The sequence below is a fragment of the Cobetia sp. BMC6 genome (assembly GCF_029991385.1).
In the GTDB taxonomy this organism is placed as follows: Bacteria; Pseudomonadota; Gammaproteobacteria; order Pseudomonadales; family Halomonadaceae; genus Cobetia.
The window spans coordinates 1-464 of record NZ_JAKUMF010000054.1 but is presented as its reverse complement, the minus strand read 5'-3'; the positions used below and the strand labels follow the sequence as shown (position 1 = coordinate 464).

1 protein-coding gene is annotated in these 464 nt (G+C 55.6%); it reads left to right on the top strand.

Annotation, left to right across the window (positions count from 1 at the left end; genetic code table 11):
- Positions 1 to 464: VCBS repeat-containing protein (locus tag MKZ40_RS16955; protein ID WP_282627989.1), on the top strand; the 464-nt coding region annotated here is incomplete at both ends.

Genomic DNA, 464 nt, shown 5'->3' with positions numbered 1-464 from the left:
GGAGTTCTGGCAGCAATTCAGCCTATGTCTCGGTAATGGAGGACCCGGGACTAGGCCACACGGCAGCTGCTCCGGTTGCCTGGTCAATGCCGACAAATGCCAGTGCGTCGTTGCCGAATGGGGTATTGCCGGTTGTGGGAGATTTCAACCGGGACGGGATAACCGACGCGGCATTCGTTGTCGTCGAAGGTTGCGAGATCTACGTCGTCTATGCCTTGGGGAAGGGAGACGGAACCCTTGGTAATCCCACAACGACGCCGATCGCGAGCTATACGAGCTACAACAACAACAGTTGCCCTTCGACCGGCCTCCCCCAAGCTATTTCCAACGTAACACAAGTCCAATACGGCGACTTCAACGGCGATGGATATGGCGACCTTCTCATGGTCGACAATCAGTATCTGGGCACTGCCAATGGCCCAGTCTACGTCTACGAATTCCAAACCGTATTGTTCGGTGCCAAC